Source organism: Mycobacterium sp. 852002-10029_SCH5224772 (assembly GCF_001667315.1).
Lineage (GTDB): Bacteria > Actinomycetota > Actinomycetes > Mycobacteriales > Mycobacteriaceae > Mycobacterium.
This window is the reverse complement of the sequence record NZ_LZHT01000106.1, coordinates 1-17940: the sequence shown is the minus strand read 5'-3', so window position 1 is coordinate 17940 and position 17940 is coordinate 1. Positions and strand designations below refer to the sequence as shown.

Annotated in this window: 4 protein-coding genes and 1 pseudogene; 1 reads left to right on the top strand and 4 read right to left on the bottom strand. The window is 69.5% G+C overall.

The window, feature by feature from the left end; all coding sequences use genetic code 11:
- Positions 1–72: 72 nt before the first annotated feature.
- Both A5775_RS18420 and A5775_RS18415 read right to left on the bottom strand, forming a co-directional pair.
- Complete coding sequence (locus A5775_RS18420) at positions 73–12648, bottom strand: type I polyketide synthase (RefSeq protein ID WP_067255865.1); 12576 nt, start codon at positions 12646–12648, stop codon at positions 73–75.
- 416 nt (positions 12649–13064) lie between these two features.
- Positions 13065–13415: a hypothetical protein gene (locus A5775_RS18415; protein WP_082953070.1), complete on the bottom strand. Its 351-nt coding sequence runs from the start codon at positions 13413–13415 to the stop codon at positions 13065–13067.
- Positions 13416–13588: 173 nt separating this feature from the next.
- On the opposite strand from A5775_RS18415, the gene A5775_RS18410 reads away from it, so the two are divergent.
- Positions 13589–13924: an RNA polymerase-binding protein RbpA gene (locus A5775_RS18410; RefSeq protein ID WP_067255534.1), complete on the top strand. Its 336-nt coding sequence runs from the start codon at positions 13589–13591 to the stop codon at positions 13922–13924.
- 9 nt (positions 13925–13933) lie between these two features.
- Here the strand turns inward: A5775_RS18410 and lnt are convergent.
- Both lnt and A5775_RS18395 read right to left on the bottom strand, forming a co-directional pair.
- A pseudogene (gene lnt / locus A5775_RS18400) lies at positions 13934–16575 on the bottom strand (apolipoprotein N-acyltransferase).
- Positions 16576–16801: 226 nt separating this feature from the next.
- Positions 16802–17940, bottom strand: a 1139-nt coding sequence (locus tag A5775_RS18395; RefSeq protein ID WP_156660767.1) for an amidohydrolase family protein, incomplete at its 5' end; no start/stop codon positions are given.

Here is a 17940-nt window from a genome sequence, read left to right as displayed (position 1 = left end):
TGGCCTCACTCAATTGCGCGGCTCCTCTTCATCGCTGCGCTCTGCATCGTCACCGGCGCGAGTCATGGGTGGCTATTCGTCGTCGTCCAACAGCGCCGCGTTGACCAGATCGTCGAGATCCATGTCGGCGATGTCCTTCTCGGTGCTCGCCGGCGCCGCGGACTGCCCACCGCCGTTGGATTCGTCGGCCAACGCCAGCAGCAGTTCCAACACGCCGGCCTGTCGGAGGCGCTTGACCGGAATGGACCCGACAACGCGCTGGATCTCGGCTTCGCCCGGTGCCGCGGCCGCCGCGGTGTGTTCGGACGCTCCGACGAGTTCTCGGTGCATGTAGCCGGCCAGCGCCGCGGAATTCGGATAGTCGAAGATGAGCGTCGGTGAAAGCGGCAGTCCGGTCGCGGCTTTGAGCCGGTTGCGCATCTCGACGGCCGTCAGGGAGTCAAAGCCGAGCTCCTGGAATGCCCGGTCCGGATGGATCGCCTCCGGACTTGCGCTGCCCAGCACGGTGGCGATGTGGGAACGCACCAAATCCAGCAGGATCGCCTGCTGCTCATCCTCGGGTAGCCCTTCGAGACGTTGCAGCAGAGCGGATTTCGACTTAGCAGCGGCCAGCGAATCATCGACCTGACGCCGTGTTGGCGCATTGATCAGATCGACGAACATTGGCGGCAACGTGCCCGCATCGAACTTGACCCGCAGCGCCGCGAGGTCGATATGAGCCGGCAGCATGAACGGCTCGTCGACGATGAGCGCGGTGTCCATCAGCTCCAGAGCCTGGTCCGAGGACATCGCCACGATTCCGTCCCGGCCGAATCGGGCGAGATCGGCGGCGCCCAGCCCACCGGTCATGGCGCTGGCCTGATCCCACAGCCCCCAGCCCAGCGAGATTGCGGGCAGCCCATGGGCGCGTCGATGCGCGGCCAACCCGTCCAGGAACGAGTTGCCGGCGGCGTAGTTGGCCTGACCCGAGGCGCCCGCCAGTCCGGCGATCGACGAAAACATCACGAAGGCCAAGAGATCCAGATCGCGGGTCAACTCGTGCAAGTTCCATGCCGCGTCGACCTTGGACCGCAGCACGGCACTCATCCGCTCGGGACTCAGCGACGTCACCACCGCATCGTCCAAGACGCCCGCGGCATGAATCACGCCGGTCAGCGGGTGCTGCATCGGGATTTCGGCGATCACCTTGGCCAATGCCTCGCGGTCGGCGGCATCGCAGGCCACCGCCTCCGCGTGCGCGCCGGCCGCACTGAGCTCGGACACCAGCTCCGCTGCACCCGGCGCATCGAGACCGCGCCGGCTAACCAACACGACGTTCCGCGCGCCGTGGCGGGTCACGACATGCCGCGCGACCGCCGAACCGGCCATCCCGGTGGCGCCGGTGATCAACACCGTGCCCGTCGTCCACGCGTCGGGCATCGTCATGACGACCTTGCCGACGTGGCGGGCCTGGCTCAGATAGCGCAGCGCGGCGGGCGCGCGGCGCACGTCGAATCGGGTCGCCGGCAGCGGCCTCAACACGTCGTCGCCGAACATGGCGGCCAGCTCGTCGAGAAGCTGCGCAATGCGGTCCGGTCCGGCTTCGAAGAGGTCGAAGGCCCGGTAGCGCACACCGGAATGGTCCCGGGCGACGACCTCTGGATCGCGGATGTCGGTCTTGCCCATCTCCAAGAACACCCCGCCCGGCGCGACCAGCCGCAGGGAGGCGTCCACGAAATCGCCCGACAGCGAGTCGAGCACGATATCCATCCCGGCCATGCCCGTCCTGGCAGTGACCGCCCGGAACTTGTCCTCGAACTCGCAACTTCGCGAATCGCCGATGTGATCGTCGTCAAAGCCCATGGCCCGCAACGTGTCCCACTTGCCGCGGCTAGCCGTCGCGAACACTTCCAGTCCGATCTGGCGGGCCAGCTGGACCGCGGCCATCCCCACTCCGCCTGCGGCGGCATGCACCAGCACCCGCTGACCGGGCTTTGCGGCGGCCAGATCCACCAGGGCGTAGCGCGCCGTGGCGAACACCACCGAAGCCGTCGCGGCGGCGGTGTGTGACCATCCCGCCGGCACCTTGACGAGCAATCGCTCGTCGGTCTTGGCGATCGTTCCCGTGCCATCCGGGAACAGGCCCATGACGCGGTCGCCGACCGCGAAACGTCCATTCTGCGACGTGGTTTCGGTGATCACACCGGCGGCCTCGATGCCCATCACCGCGTCAGGATCAGGATACAGTCCCAACGCGATCATCACGTCACGGAAATTCGCGGCGATGGCCGACAGCGCCACTCGCACCTGACCGGGCGCCAACGGCGCGTCGGCATCGGGAATCCGCTCTATCCGCAGGTTCTCGATGGTGCCGTAGCTGCTCATGCCCAGCCGCCACGGGCCCTCCTCGGGCGGCGTCAGCAGGCCGCCGACCACGCGGCTGCCGAGCACCCGCGCGGTGTAGACCATCCCGTTGCGCAGCAACGCCTGCGGCTCGCCGACCGCCAACACGGCGGCGACCGCGTCGGGATCCAGGGGCGCATCCGTGTCGACGAGCACGATCCGGCCGGGGTGCTCGGTCTGCGCCGACCGCACCAGGCCCCACACCGCCGCGCCGGCCAAATCGGTGACGTCCTCCCCCGGCAGCGTCATCGCGCCCCGGGTCGACACCACCAGCGTTCCGGCGTCCTCGCTGGACAACCAGGACTGCAGCACCGGCAGCACCGCACGCGTCGCCGAGTAAACCTCGGTGACCACGTCGCCGGACACCGGCTTTGATTCGAACAGCACCACCGATCGCTCGGCCCCAGCATCATCGGACTCCACGGATTTCGGTGCGCCCCAGCCGCTTACCGACACCGGCTGCACCGCCGCCGACGACGGCTGAGCGGACCAGACCAGCTCGAAGAGCCGGTCTGGCCCCGACTTCGACACCGCGGCCAGGAGCTGCTGACCGGTCACCGGACGGGCGGCCATCGATGCCACCGAGAGCACGGGAAGCCCCAGCCCGTCGGCCAATTCGATCGACACGGCCGTGGGGCTCACCGGCGTGATCCGCGCGCGCACCGCCGCCGCCCCCGCGGCGTGCAGCGACACCTGCTGCCAGGAGAACGGCACCAGTATCGAACCCGGTGCGAGCTCGTCACTGTTGGACCCCAAGATGACCGCATGCAACGCCGCGTCGAGAATCGCCGGGTGGACGCCGAACCCGGTCACCGACACCCCGGCGTCGGCGGGCAGAGCCACTTCGGCGAAGATTTCGTCGCCGCGACGCCACATCGACGTCAAGCCACGGAATGCGGGCCCGTACCCATAGCCGCGGTCGGCCAGTTGCTCGTACCCGTCGCCTACATCCACCGGGACCGCACCCACCGGCGGCCACACCGACAGATCCGCACTCGGCTCCACCGACCCCGCGCGCAGAACGCCTTCGGCGTGCAACGACCATCCCGAGCCCGCTTCGGCCCGCGAGAACACCGACACCGCACGCGAACCCGCATCGTCCGGGCCGCCGACAACGACCTGGACCGCGACCGAGCCGCCGGCCGGCAAGACCAGTGGCGCCGCCAGATTCAGCTCGTCGACGATCCCGCAGCCCACCTCGTCGCCGGCGCGGATCGCCAACTCGACGAATCCCGCACCGGGGAACAGCACGACACCGCCGATGGCATGATCCGCCAACCAACCCTGCGTGCCCGAGGACAACCGGCCGGTCAACACCACCCCACCCGACGCCGGCAGTTCCACCACCGCGCCCAGCAGGGCGTGTTCGCCGGGGGCCAGGCCCAAGCCCGCCGCATCGGCGGGGGCGCCGTCGCGCGAGAGCCAAAAGCGCCGTCGGTCAAAGGCATACGTGGGCAATTCGACAAGATTCGCCGTACCGATTGCACCGCGCCAGTCCACCGCCATCCCGGCGACGAACCCGTGCGCGACCGCGTTGACCAGGGCCACCGGTTCCGGGCGGTCCTTGCGCAGCGCCGACATCGTCGTCACCGGGTTATCGGCCAGTGTTTCCTCGATCGACGCCGTCAGGCCGCTGCTAGGCCCGACCTCGAGGAATCGGCTGCCGCCGGCCGACTGGACGAAACGCACGCTGTCGGCGAACCGCACCGCCTCGCGAATGTGGCGCTTCCAGTACGCCGCGGTTCCGAAGTCATCGGCGGCCAAGATCCCGGTCACATTCGACACGATCGGGATGACGGGCTTGCCGATGGTGAGTCCCGCTGCGACACTTCCGAATTCGTCGGTCATCGGATCCATCAACGGGGAATGGAAGGCGTGAGATACGGAAAGTCGATGGACGCGGTGGCCGTCAGCGCGGAGCTGGTCGGCGATCGCGGTCACCGCGCCTTCAGTTCCCGAAATCACCACCGAGGCAGGACCGTTGACGGCCGCGATGCCCACCTCAGGCACGAGCAGCGGTCGTACCTCTTCCTCGGTGGCCTGCACGGCCACCATTGCCCCACCCGCCGGCAGCGCCTGCATGAATCGGCCCCGGGCGGCCACCAGGACCGCGGCGTTCTTCAGTGACAGCACTCCGGCGGCGTGCGCGGCGGACAGCTCGCCGATCGAGTGGCCCATCACGAAGTCGGGGCGAACGCCCCAGGATTCGAGCAGTCGGAACAAGGCGACTTCGACCGCGAACAGGGCCGGCTGCGCGAATTCGGTGGTGTTCAACAGGCTTTCGTCGTTGCCCCACATGACGTCGCGCAGGGGCCGCAGCAGGTGCTGATCCAGTTCGGCCAGCACGGCGTCGAAAGCCTCGGCGAAGACCGGGAACGCGCCGTGCAATTCCCTACCCATGCCGAGCAGCTGGGAGCCCTGACCGGGGAAGACGAAAACGGTCTTGCCGCCGGGCATTGCGGTACCACGAATGATCGAGCCGGCCAGGTCGTCTTCGGCCAACTCGTCCAGCCCGGCCAGCAGGCGGTCTCGGTCGGCGCCGACGATGACGGCCCGCTGCTCGAAGGCCGACCGGCCCGCCAGCGTCCACCCCACGTCGGCGACGTCCAAATCCGGGTGCCCGCGCAGGTGGGACGCCAACCGGGCGGCCTGAGACCTCAACGCCGCCGGCGATTTCGCCGACACCGCCCACGGCACCACCGGCAGCTCGGGGCCGGCTTCCCGATGCGGGGATTCCGGGCGCGAAACCGGCGCAGCCTCGATGATCACGTGGGCGTTGGTGCCGCTGATGCCGAACGACGACACCCCCGCCCGGCGCGGGCCCTCGGCGCGCTCGGCCTTCCAGGGCCGCGCCTCGGTGAGCAACGACACCGCACCCACCGACCAATCCACGTGCGGACTCGGCGCGTCCACGTGCAGCGTCGCCGGCAACATCTCGTGGCGCATCGCCTGCACCATCTTGATCACACCGGCAACACCCGCCGCGGCCTGGGTGTGACCCATGTTCGACTTGATCGACCCCAGCCACAAGGGCTCGCTCGAACCTCGGTCCTGCCCGTAGGTGGCCAGCAAGGCCTGCGCCTCGATCGGATCACCCAACGTGGTGCCGGTGCCGTGGCCTTCGACGACATCGACCTCGGCCGCCGAGAGCCCGGCATTGGCCAGCGCCGCACGCACCACCCGCTGCTGCGAGGGACCATTGGGAGCGGTCAACCCGTTGGAGGCGCCGTCCTGATTGACCGCCGAGCCCCGCACCACCGCCAGCACCGGATGACCCAGCCGCTGCGCGTCCGACAGGCGCTCCACCACGAGCATGCCGCCGCCCTCGGAGAATCCGGTGCCATCGGCTGCCCCCGCGTATGCCTTGCATCGGCCGTCGACGGACAGCCCGCGCATCCGGCTGAACTCGACGAAGATGTCGGGTGTGGCGTTGACGGTGACGCCGCCGGCCAGCGCGAGATCGCACTCCCCCGAGCGCAGCGATTGCGCCGCCATGTGAAGCGCCACCAACGACGACGAGCACGCCGTATCGACCGACACCGCCGGGCCTTCCAGCCCGAGCACGTACGACACCCGGCCCGACGCCACACTCGAAGACTGGCCGGTCAGCCGGAAGCCCTCCGCGGTGGGCGCGGCGTCCATGCCGTAGCCCTGCGTGTACACGCCGGCAAACATGCCCGTGGCGCTGCCACGCAACGCACCGGGCTCGATTCCCGCCCGCTCCAAGGCTTCCCAGGAGAGCTCGAGGAACATGCGCTGCTGCGGGTCCATCGCGAGCGCCTCGGTCGGGGCGATGCCGAAGAAGGCCGGGTCGAAGTCCGCGACGCCGTCGACGAAGCCGCCGACGCGGGTGTAGCAGGTACCCGGCACATCGGGGTCCGGGTTGTACACGCCGGCCAGATCCCAGCCGCGGTCGGTCGGGAACTGCGAGAGCACGTCGCGGCCCTCGGTCAGCATCTGCCAGAGATCCTCGGGCGAATTCACCCCGCCCGGATAGCGGCACGCCATGCCGACGATCACGATTGGATCGCCCTCGGTGGCGCGGGCGACCGGGGCATGCTTGATCTCTTGCGGGACCCCGGCAAGCTCGGTGCGGATGTAGCCGGCCAGGCCGTTGGGCGTCGGGTAGTCGAAGATCAGCGTGGGTGAAAGCGCCAGTCCGGTCGCGGTTTTGAGCCGGTTGCGCATTTCGACCGCGGTCAACGAGTCAAAGCCCAACTCTTGGAAGGCCTTGTCCGGGTCGATCGCCTCGGCGGAGGTGTTGCCCAGCACCGTGGCGATGTGGGAGCGCACCAGATCCAGCAGCACGGCGTGCTGCTCGGCTTCGGGCAGCCCGTGCAGGCGGTGCGCCAGAGCCGATTTCGATTTCGCGGCCGCCAGCGAGTCGTCGACCCGGCGCCGGGTCGGTGCGCTGACCAGGTCAGTGAACATCGGTGGCACCGCGACCGCATGGGCGCGCAGCGCGCCGAGATCGATGCGGGCCGGCGCCAGGAATGGTTCGTCGACGATCAATGCGGTGTCGAACAGCTCCATCGCCTCGTCCGAGGACAGTGCCAAGATTCCGTCGCGGCCCAGCCGGGCGAGGTCGGCGGCGTCGAGCCCGCCGGTCATGGCGCTGGCCTGATCCCACAGTCCCCAGCCCAGCGAGATCGCCGGCAGCCCGTGCGCGCGCCGATGTGCGGCCAGCCCATCGAGGAACGAGTTCGCGGCCCCGTAGTTGCCCTGGCCAGACGAGCCCACAAGTCCGGCCATCGACGAAAACATCACGAAGGCCGACAGATTCACGTTGCGGGTCAGCTCGTGCAGGTTCCAAGCCGCGTCGACCTTGGCCCGCAGGACCGCGTCGATACGCTCGGGTGTCAGCGAGGTGACCATCGCGTCGTCGAGCACGCCGGCCGCGTGGATCACCCCCGACAGCGGCCGCCGCGCCGTAAGTTCGCTGATCACCGCGGCCAGTGCGGACCGTTCGGCCGCGTCGCAGGCGATCGCTCGCACCCGGGCGCCGGCGGCTTCCAGCTCGGCAATCAACTCGGCGGATCCCGGCGCGTTCGGTCCGCGCCGGCTCAGCAGCGCCAGGTCCTCGACGCCGTGGTGGGCCACCAGGTGGCGAGCCAACGTCGAGCCCGCCATGCCGGTGCCGCCGGTGATCAGCACCGTGCCCGAGGCCAGGCCGGCACTTGCGCCGGGACCGGGCCCGGAAGGCATAGTCATGACGACCTTGCCGATGTGGCGGGCCTGGCTCAGGTACCGCAGCGCCGCACGACCGCGTCGCACATCAAAGGTCGTCACCGGCAACGGTTTCAGGACCCCGGCGTCGAACAGACCGGCGAGCTCGAGCATCCACTGGTGCATGCGGGGACGGCCGGGCTCGAACAGGTCGAAGGCGCGGTAACGGACGCCCGGATATTCCCGGGCCACCACACCCGGGTCGCGGATGTCGGTCTTGCCCATTTCCAGGAACATCCCGCCGGGAGCGACCAGGCGCAGCGAGGCGTCGACGAACTCGCCGGCCAGCGAGTCCAGGACTACATCCATGCCGCGGCTGCCGGTGACCGAGCGGAACTTGTCTTCGAACTCGAGACTGCGGGAATCCGAGATGTGGTCATCGTCGAAGCCCATGGCTCGCAAGGTGTCCCACTTGCCGCGGCTCGCGGTGGCGAACACCTCCAGGCCCAGATGCCGGGCGAGTTGGACGGCGGCCATCCCGACGCCGCCGGCGGCGGCATGCACCAGCACCCGCTGCCCCGGCTGGACCTCGGCCAGGTGGATGAACGCCATGTAGGCGGTGGTGAAAACCGCTGAGATACCGGCGGCTTCGGCGTAGGACCAGTCGGCGGGCTTGCGCTGCAGCAGGCGGACATCGCCGGGCACCAGGGTGCCGCTGCCGTCGGGGAAGAAGCCGTACACCGAATCGCCGACCGAGAAGTCGGTGACTCCCGGCCCGACCTCGACCACCACGCCGGCGCCTTCGCCGCCGAGCAGCGCCTCGTGGGTGAACATGCCCAGGGTGATCATGACGTCGCGGAAGTTGGTGGCGATGGCGCGCAGGGCCACTCGAACCTGGCCCGGCTCCAGTGGGGCGTCCGCGTTCGGAACCGGTTCGAGTTGCAGGTTTTCGAAGGTGCCCGCGCTGCTGATACCCAGCCGCCAGGGCCGGCCTTCGGGGGGCGTCATGATGCCGTCGACCGCCCGGCTGCCGCGTACTCGTGCGGTGTAGGCCTTGCCGTCCCGCAGCAGCACCTGGGGTTCGCCGACCGCGAGAGCGGTCGCTATCGCGCTATCGTCCAGCGCGGCATCGGAATCCATCAGCACGATCCGGCCGGGATGCTCGGTCTGCGCCGACCGCACCAGGCCCCACACGGCCGCGCCGGCCAGGTCGGGGACGTCTTCCCCCGCCAACCCCATCGCACCGCGTGTGGCGACGACCAGCACCCCGGAGTCATGCTCGCTCAGCCACGACTGCACTGCGGTCAGGGCCTCATGGGTGCGGCGATACGATCCGGTAACCGGATCCTCTTCGGCCGCAACGGATTCAAACACGTCATGCGCGGGCGTCGCGGCGGTGGCCGTCGGTGCCGGCGACCACTCCATCTCGAAGAGCCGGTCTGGGCCCGAGGCTGAGACGGCCGCGCGTAGCTGCCGCTCGCTGACCGAGCGCGCCACCATCGCGCGCACCGACAGCACCGGCAAGCCGAGCCCGTCGGCCAGCTCGATGGAGACCGCGTTGGCGGACGCCGCCGGTACGATGCGCGCGCGCACCGCCGATGCGCCCGCCGCATGCAACGAGACGCCCTGCCAGGAGAACGGCAACATCACTTCGTCTGTGTCATCGGCGATTTGACGGCCGATCACCATTGCGTGCATCGCCGCGTCGAGCAAGGCCGGGTGGACGCCGAACCCGGTGGAGCCCCCGGCGGCCTCGGGCAACCGCACCTCGGCGAACACCTCGTCGTCGCGCACCCATGTCGCGGTCAGGCCCTGGAATGCCGGACCATAGCCATAACCGCGCGCCGCCAACTGCTGGTAACCCTCCGCCGGGTCGACCGCGACGGCGCCTGCCGGCGGCCACGCTGACAGATCCGCGCCCGGCTCGACCGCGCCGGTGCTCAACGTGCCCTCGGCGTGGCACACCCAGCCCGAGCCGGTGTCGGGTCGCGAGAAGATCGACACCGCCCGCTGACCGGATTCGTCGGCGGCACCCACGACGACTTGCACGGCAACCGATCCCGACCCGGAGCCCTTGGCCGGCAACATCAATGGCGCTTGCAGAGTCAGTTCGTCGACCGTCGAACACCCGACTTCGTCACCGGCGCGGATCGCCAACTCCACAAACCCGGCGCCGGGAAACACGACCGAACCCGACACCGCGTGATCGGTGAGCCAGCCCTGCAGGCTGGGCGACAAGCGGCCGGTCAGGACGACTCCACCCGAGGAGGGCAGTTCGACGATCGCGCTCAGCAGCGGGTGCTCGCTGGCGCCCAACCCCAGACCGGTGGCGTCGGCCGCGACGCCGTCGCCGGACAGCCAAAACCGGCGTCGGTCAAAGGCATACGTGGGCAGCTCGACGAAGCCGGCACCGTCCAGCGCACCGCGCCACTGCACGCTCACTCCCGCGGTGAACGCGGTGGCGACCGACGTCAGGAAACGATCGAGCCCGCCGTCGTCGCGGCCCAGGGTGGGAACGACTATGGCTTCAGAGTTCTCGGCACCCCCGCCGGCCTGGTCGTTGGCGGTGTCCTCGATCCCCGCGATCAGTGCGGGATGCGGGCTGGATTCGATGAACGTCCGGTATCCGTGCTCGCTCGCGCTACGCACCGCTTGGTCGAATTGCACGGTCTGCCGGATGTTGCGGTACCAGTAGTCGACGTCCAATCCCGCTGTGTCCAAGCGACTTCCGGTCACCGTGGAAAAGAACGCGATGCGCGAGGATTGCGGCTCGATACCGGACAGCGCCTCGGCGAGATCACCGCGGATCGCTTCGACCTCCACCGAGTGCGAGGCGTAGTCCACGTCGATCCGCCGGGTGCGCAGTTCAAGGTCGGCGCAGAACCCGACGAGCTCGTCGAGCGCAGCCACGTCCCCCGAGACCACGACGGCCGACCGGCCGTTGACGGCGGCGATGCTGACCCGATTACCGTAGGGCGCCAACAACTCCCGGGCCCGCTCGGTGCCACAGGCGATCGACAGCATGCCCCCGGGGCCGGCGAGCGAGCGCAGCAATTTGCTGCGCAGCGTGACCACCCGGGCGGCGTCGCGCAGCGACAACGCGCCGGCGACATAGGCCGCGGCGATTTCGCCTTGCGAGTGGCCGATCACCGCATCCGGTGCCACCCCAACCGACTTCCATAATTCGGCCAGCGACACCATCACCGCGAACAGCACCGGTTGCACCACGTCGACGCGGTCCATTCCCGGAGCACCGGGGGCGCCGCGCAGCACATCGATCAGCGACCAGTCGACGAACTCCGAGAATGTTTCTTCGCATGCCTGGATCTGTTGGGCGAATACCGGTGCGGTATCAAGCAATTCGATACCCATGCCCAGCCATTGGGAGCCCTGGCCGGGGAAAACGAACACGGTCTTGCCCGCCGACGTCCCGGTGCCCCGGATAACCGTCCCTGCCGGATCATCGTCGGCCAGCTCGTCCAAGCCGGCGAGCAAGCGGTCCCGGTCGGCGCCCACCACGACGGCCCGATGCTCAAACGTCGCGCGACCGGCCAGCGTCCAGCCCACGTCCGCCACGTCCAATTCGTCATGGGTGCGCAGATATTCGGCGAGCCGCGCCGCCTGGGCCGCCAGCGCCCTGGCCGACTTCGCCGACACCGGCCACGGCACCACCGGCAGCTCGGGGCCGGCTTCCCGATGCGGGGCCTCCGGGCGCGAAACCGGCGCAGCCTCGATGATCACGTGGGCGTTGGTGCCGCTGATGCCGAACGACGACACCCCCGCCCGGCGCGGGCCCTCGGCGCGCTCGGCCTTCCAGGGCCGCGCCTCGGTGAGCAACGACACCGCACCCACCGACCAATCCACGTGCGGACTCGGCGCGTCCACGTGCAGCGTCGCCGGCAACATCTCGTGGCGCATCGCCTGCACCATCTTGATCACACCGGCAACACCCGCCGCGGCCTGGGTGTGACCCATGTTCGACTTGATCGACCCCAGCCACAAGGGCTCGCTCGAACCTCGGTCCTGCCCGTAGGTGGCCAGCAAGGCCTGCGCCTCGATCGGATCACCCAACGTGGTGCCGGTGCCGTGGCCTTCGACGACATCGACCTCGGCCGCCGAGAGCCCGGCATTGGCCAGCGCCGCACGCACCACCCGCTGCTGCGAGGGACCATTGGGAGCGGTCAACCCGTTGGAGGCGCCGTCCTGATTGACCGCCGAGCCCCGCACCACCGCCAGCACCGGATGACCCAGGCGCTGGGCATCCGACAACCGCTCGACGACCAGCATCGCCCCGCCCTCGGACCAACCGACGCCGTCGGCCGCGCCGGCGTACGCCTTGGACCGCCCGTCGGGGGCCAATCCCCGATGCCGGCTGAATTCCACGAAGACCGTCGGTGTGGCGTTGACGGTGGCGCCGCCGGCCAGCGCGAGGTCGCACTCCCCCGAGCGCAGTGACTGCACCGCCATGTGAAGCGCCACCAACGACGACGAACACGCGGTGTCCACCGACACCGCCGGGCCTTCCAGCCCCAACACATACGACACGCGGCCCGAGGCGACGCTGGACGTCATGCCGGTTAGCCGGTAGCCCTCGATCTCCTCGGCGAGCATGCCGTAGCCCTGGACGATGAGCCCCGCGTACACCCCGGTGGCGCTGCCGCGCAGTCCGCTGGGGTCAATTCCGGCCCGCTCCAACGCTTCCCACGACAGTTCCAGCAACATCCGGTGCTGGGGATCCATGGCCAGGGCTTCGCTGGGCGCGATGCCGAAGAAGGCCGGGTCGAAGTCCGCGACGCCGTCGACAAAACCTCCGGTGGTCACATAGCACTTGTGGCGGGCGTCGGGATCGGGGTCATACAGCGCGGCGAGGTCCCAGCCACGATCGGCGGGAAAGTCCGAAATCACGTCGCGGCCTTCGGCGACCATTTGCCAGAGCGACTCAGGGCTGTCGACGCCGCCGGGGAAACGGCAGGACATCCCGACGATCGCGATCGGCTCGCTAGACCGCTCCAGTAGCGCGCGGTTGGTGCGCTTCAGGCGTTCAACCTGGACCAGCGCTTTCCGCAGCGCTTCGGTCGCATGCTGGAGTTGCTCCACCATCACTAAACCTCGCCCTAACCCTCACCTAATGTATGGCCGACTTGTCCCGCCGGATGCGGTTGCCGCCGATTCACGGGATTTGCTGCACGTGGCGACGCCGTGTTTCGTTCGACCAGCGTCGTGCTGCTCTCCGACCCAAGAATGTTGCTGGTGAGTATGGCCAACTCCGACTGGATTTCAAAACGTCCGCTACTCCCGGCTGCTACAGGAGGACCGGATCGGACATGCGCGGCGCCCGGCGCAGGCACGAGGCGCCGCGGGGCGCGCGATGTGCTCGCTGAACAACGGTGCACCGTAGACGCGCCCCGTGTTCCATGGCGCGACTGTACCTGGCTAGCCATAGCTGGTGGTCAGGCGCATGTCGTGGCACGTTCCGGCGTGCGGTCGGGTCCGGGTGGCACGGCCGACCGATGCGATCAGACACCCGCTCGGCGCCAGCCGTCGGCGGCCCGGGCAGCGTTCATCAGCACGTCGCACAACTGGCGGAGTTCGGTGGCCTCGGCGCCTTCCTCGAGTGCGGTCACGACGTCCTCGGCCGCGCACCGCACCTGGTAGACGCGATCCGAGAGATCGGCCGCGTCATCGGCGGTCAGCACCACCGCATCGTCGGGCACGGCTGCTGCGCCGTGCCGATTCAGCGAGGCTCGTTGCTCGTAGGCCCGCTGCCGACACGACTGCCGGCAGTACTGGCGGCGACGGCCCATTCCCGCGTCCGTGACGTCTCGACCGCACCAGCGGCAGGGGTGCGAGTGGGTGCGGCGGCTCACGCCAGCCGACTTTAGTCGGGATTTTCCTGCGATCCCGGTATCATTGATGGTCGCGTCGCGTATTCCGGCTTTCAGCCGGGGAACTGCGCAGATCGCCGCAGCGTTGCTAGTCGAGAGAGAATTGCATTACGGGAGCCGCAGAGCTCCGAAACGACTTAAAAGGAGTAGCACCCATGGCTGATCGCGTACTGAGAGGCAGTCGCCTCGGGGCCGTGAGCTACGAGACCGACCGCAACCACGACCTGGCGCCACGTCAGCTCGCGAAGTACCGCACCGAGAACGGCGAGGAGTTCGAGGTCCCGTTCGCCGACGACGCCGAAATCCCCGGCACGTGGCTGTGCCGCAACGGCTTGGAAGGCACCCTGATCGAGGGTGATCTGCCCGAGCCGAAGAAGGTGAAGCCGCCGCGCACGCACTGGGACATGCTGCTGGAGCGCCGCTCGGTCGAAGAACTCGAGGAGCTGCTCAAGGAGCGCCTCGACATCATCAAGACCCGTCGGCGGGGCTGACCCAATCAGTTAGGTGCGGTTGTCGGCCCCGGTGGCCCGCGCGCCCGACTTGCGGCCCTCGACACCCCATCGGGTGACTTTGACCAGGGCTTCGCGGATGTTGGATCCGCTCATCTTGGACACGCCGAGCTCGCGCTCGGTGAACGTGATGGGCGCTTCGACGATGGTGAAGCCGTTGCAGATGGTGCGCCACGTCAGGTCGATCTGGAAGCAGTAGCCCTTGGAGTCGACGCGGTCGAGGTCGATCGCCTCGAGGACCTCGCGGCGGTAGGCCCGAAAGCCGGCGGTGATGTCGTGCACCCCGATGCCCAGCGCCAGGCGCGCATAGGTGTTGGCGGTCCAGGACAGCGCCCAGCGCCGCCACGGCCAGTTACGCACCGTCCCGCCGTCGACGTAGCGTGAGCCGATGGCCAGATCGGCGCCGTCGTCGACCGCGTCCAGCAGGCGGTGCAGCTGTTCGGGTGCGTGGCTACCGTCGGCGTCCATCTCGACGAGCACCGAGTAGTCACGGCTCAACCCCCACGCGAAGCCCGCCAGGTACGCCGCACCCAGCCCGTCCTTGGCGGTGCGGTGCATGACGTGGGTGCGACCGGCGTCGGCCGCCGCCAGCTCCTCGGCCAGCTCGCCGGTGCCGTCGGGGCTGCTGTCGTCCACGATGAGCAGGTGCACGTGCGGGCACGCGTCCTTGAGCCGCCGGTGGATCACCGGCAGGTTCTCCAGCTCGTCGTAGGTCGGGATGATCACCAAGACGCGCTGGCTGGGACGATTGCCCGGGGCGTGGGGCGCCGGCTGGCCGGTGGTCATGTAGCTCCTCTGTGTCGCCCGAAATCGAAAGCAAGTCGGCCGCCCCCCGGTGGGGCGGAGTGTCTTTAGCCGCCGCCGTCTGCCGGCGTGCGGTCCCCGCCCTCGTCGGGCGCGGTGGCTGAGTCGTGCTCGTCGGGCGGGTGTGTGCCCGGCGCTGTACCGGCCGTTTTGGAAGGACGTGCCGATCGACTCGAGGACCTTGACCTGAGACGAATCGGACGCGGGAACCATCCATTGTGCCGTATCCCGGCCAAAATGACCGCCCCGGCCGCAGCCACCATGATCCACTGCAGCAGCGGCGCCCAGCGGGTTGCCGGCGTCAACTTGGTCTTGAGGCGCACCGGCATGTCCAGGTACGCGGGCTGGAAGAAGCCGGTGCGCGCCAACTCGCCACCGTCCGGGGCGATCACGGCGCTGATCCCCGTCGTGCCGGCGACCACCACATAGCGGTCGTGCTCGACGGCCCTGACCTTGGCGAACGCCAACTGCTGTTCACTCATCGCGGCGTTGAAGGTGGCGTTGTTGGCCGGCACCGCCAACAGCTGCGCACCGCCCAGGACCGCGTGTCGCGGGACGCGATCGAAGATCACTTCCCAGCATGTGGCCACCCCCACCGGCACCCCCGCCATGTGCACCACGTCGCTACCCGGGCGGGACACCATGCTTCCGGCGCGGCCGGCGTACCCGGACAGATGCTTGAACAGCCACGGCATCGGCAGGTACTCGCCGAACGGCTGCACAATTTCCTTGTCGTGGCGTTCGGCCGGGCCGGTGGCCGGATTCCACACGATCATGGTGTTCGTGTAGCGGGGATCCTGCGGGGGGCGTCCGGGGACCTCGAGCACGCTGCCGATCAGGATCGGGGCGCCGATCGCCGCCGCGGCCTGCGATATCTCCAACGCGGCATCCGGGTTGACGAGCGGATCGATGTCGGAAGAGTCTTCCGGCCAGATCACGAACTGCGGTTGCGGAGCGGTCCCGGCGCGCACGTCGTCGGCCAGCGCCAGCGTCTCCCGCACGTGGTTGTCCAGCACCGCTCGTCGCTGCTCGTTGAACTCGAAGCCCAGCCGCGGCACGTTGCCCTGCACCGCCGCGACGGTCACCGACGGCTCGCCGCCCGAGCCGGTGCCGGCATGCCGCACCTGCGGCCAGACGATGACCGCCGCGAACAGCACCAGACAGATGCAGACGCCGGGCAGCACCACGGCGGGCGGCGGCGGCTCGCTTTCCGCCGTTGCGGCTGCGTCGCGCACCGGGTGACCGGAGCGCCACCACTTCACGATCTCCAGCGCGATCGCGGTCGCGCTGAAGCCCACCAGCATGATCGCCATGGACAGCAGCGCGACGCCGCCCAGCTGAACCAGCGGCAGGAACGGGCCGTGCGTTTGCCCGAAGGCCACCGAGCCCCAGGGGAAGCCGCCGAACGGGAAAATCGACTTCAGCCACTCCTGAGCCGCCCACAGCAGCGCGAACCAGATGGGCCAGCCCGGGAGCCGGCGCACCACGACGGCGAACAGACCGAAGACGGCCGGATACAACGCGGACACGGCCGCCAGCGTGAGCCACGGGACGGAACCAACCAGGAGGCCGACCCACGGCAACAGCGGGAGGTAGAACGCCAGCCCGAAGAGGAACGCGTAGCCCAGCCCGCCCGCGGGCGTCGTCGCGGGGTGGGTCAGCACCCACGCCAGCAACGCCGCGGCGACGACCGCGCCCCACCACCAGTTCAGCGTCGGGAAGCTCGCGCACAGCAGCAGGCCGCCCACCACCGCGCAGATCAACCGCGTCAGCCGGGGCAGCAGCGCGGTCTGGGCGGCGGGCAGCCTCGCGAGCAGCGCGGCCACCAGCCCCGTCACCGCCCGGCGCCCCGCGGTCCCCAGTCGATCGCTCAGCCGCGCGCTCTCGCCGGGCCGTTCCGGTTCCGGGGTGTGGACGTCGGCGGGCTCGTCCTCGGGCTCCGATTCGGCCTCGTCGCTGATCGGGTCGGTCTTCGGCGGCGAGTCCTCGTCCACCGGATCGGTCGCAGCGCTTTGGTCCGGGGGTTCGTCTGGGGGTTCGCCACCGGACCAGTGCCTAGCCATGGAGGACAGCGCCCCGATGCACGGTGCGACGGCACCGCGGTGCGGCATCGTTCGGGCCCAGGCGCGGCAATGCGGGCACGCGGGAACGCGGATCGGTCGACCAGCGCTGCACGGTGTCGCGGGGTGCGTGCACCTCCAGGGTTCCGGCGTCCCAGATGGCGTACGAAGCCAGCGCGCCCGGCGCGAGGATGCCCGTCGTGCCGTCACGGACACCGGCTGCCCGCCACCCGCCGCGGGTGGCTGCAGCAAACGCGGCCCGCGCCGAGACCGCGCTGCCCGCGGTGCGATGGTTGACGGCCGCGCGCACGCTCATCCAGGGGTCGAAACCCGTCACCGGGGCGTCGGAACCTAGCGCGAGGGGCACGCCTTGGGATGCTAACAGCGCAAAGGGGTTGAGCCGACTGCCTCGCTCGGCGCCCAGTCGCCGCGCGTACATGCCGTCGGTGCCACCCCAGAGCGCATCGAAATTGGGCTGCACGCTGGCGATGACGCCCCATCGGCCCAGTTTGGCGGCTTGCTCGGCGTTGACCATCTCGACGTGCTCGAGGCGGTGCCCGCAGCGGGCGACGGCGACCGGGCCGAGGTCCTCGGCGACGCGCTCGAAGGCATCCACCACGGCGGCGACGGCGGCGTCGCCGATCACGTGGAATCCGGCGGTGACCTCGGCCTCGGTGCATGCGCGCACGTGCGCCTCGACGGCGCCGCGATCCAGGTAGCAGGCGCCGGTGCAATCCGGTGCGTCGGCGTACGGCTCGTGCAGCCACGCGGTGCGCGAGCCGAGCGCCCCGTCGACGAACAGATCACCGGCCAGCCCGCGGGCGCCGGTCGCGTGCATCAACTCCCGGGCCTGGGCCGGGGTGCGCACCGGCTCACCCCAGTAGCCGATCACCTCGACGCCGTGATCGAGGGCCCGCAACTGCAGCCAGTCGTCGATCCCGCCGATCTCGGGTCCGGCGCACTCATGCACCGCGACGATGCCGGCCGCCGCGGCGGCCTTTAGTGCTGCGGCGCGGGCCTCGGCGAGCTGGTCGGCGGTCAGCAGGTCACGGGCGGCGGCGCGCCGCTGTCCATCCAGCATGATCGTGGACAGCAGCGCGACCGCGATCGCGCTGGAGATCGTGAAGTGGTGGC

Excerpts from the sequence above, each read along its gene's own strand:
- A5775_RS18410 (WP_067255534.1), top strand. The coding sequence starts at position 13,589 with ATGGCTGATCGCGTACTGAGAGGCAGTCGCCTCGGGGCCGTGAGCTAC.
- A5775_RS18420 (WP_067255865.1), bottom strand. The coding sequence starts at position 12,648 with ATGGTGGAGCAACTCCAGCATGCGACCGAAGCGCTGCGGAAAGCGCTG.